General features: G+C 58.3%; 1 pseudogene. It reads right to left on the bottom strand.

From position 1 onward, the window contains the following. Positions 1 to 242, bottom strand: a pseudogene (potA, locus tag Q4563_RS22030) (spermidine/putrescine ABC transporter ATP-binding protein PotA); the annotation flags it as partial.

Here is a 242-nt window from a genome sequence, read left to right on the forward strand (position 1 = left end):
GTTTGCGGCTGGTTGTACAGGTTGCGGGGTGAATCCAGTTGCTCAATCCGGCCCTGGTTAAACACCGCCACGCGATCCGACATCGACAGCGCCTCGGTCTGGTCGTGGGTAACAAACACAAAAGTGATACCGAGCTGGCGCTGCAGCCGTTTCAGTTCCCCTTGCATTTGCTCGCGTAATTTCAGATCCAGTGCCCCCAGCGGCTCGTACAGCAGCAGCACCCTGGGGCGATTGACCAATGC

The sequence above is a fragment of the Gilvimarinus sp. 1_MG-2023 genome (genome assembly GCF_030548285.1).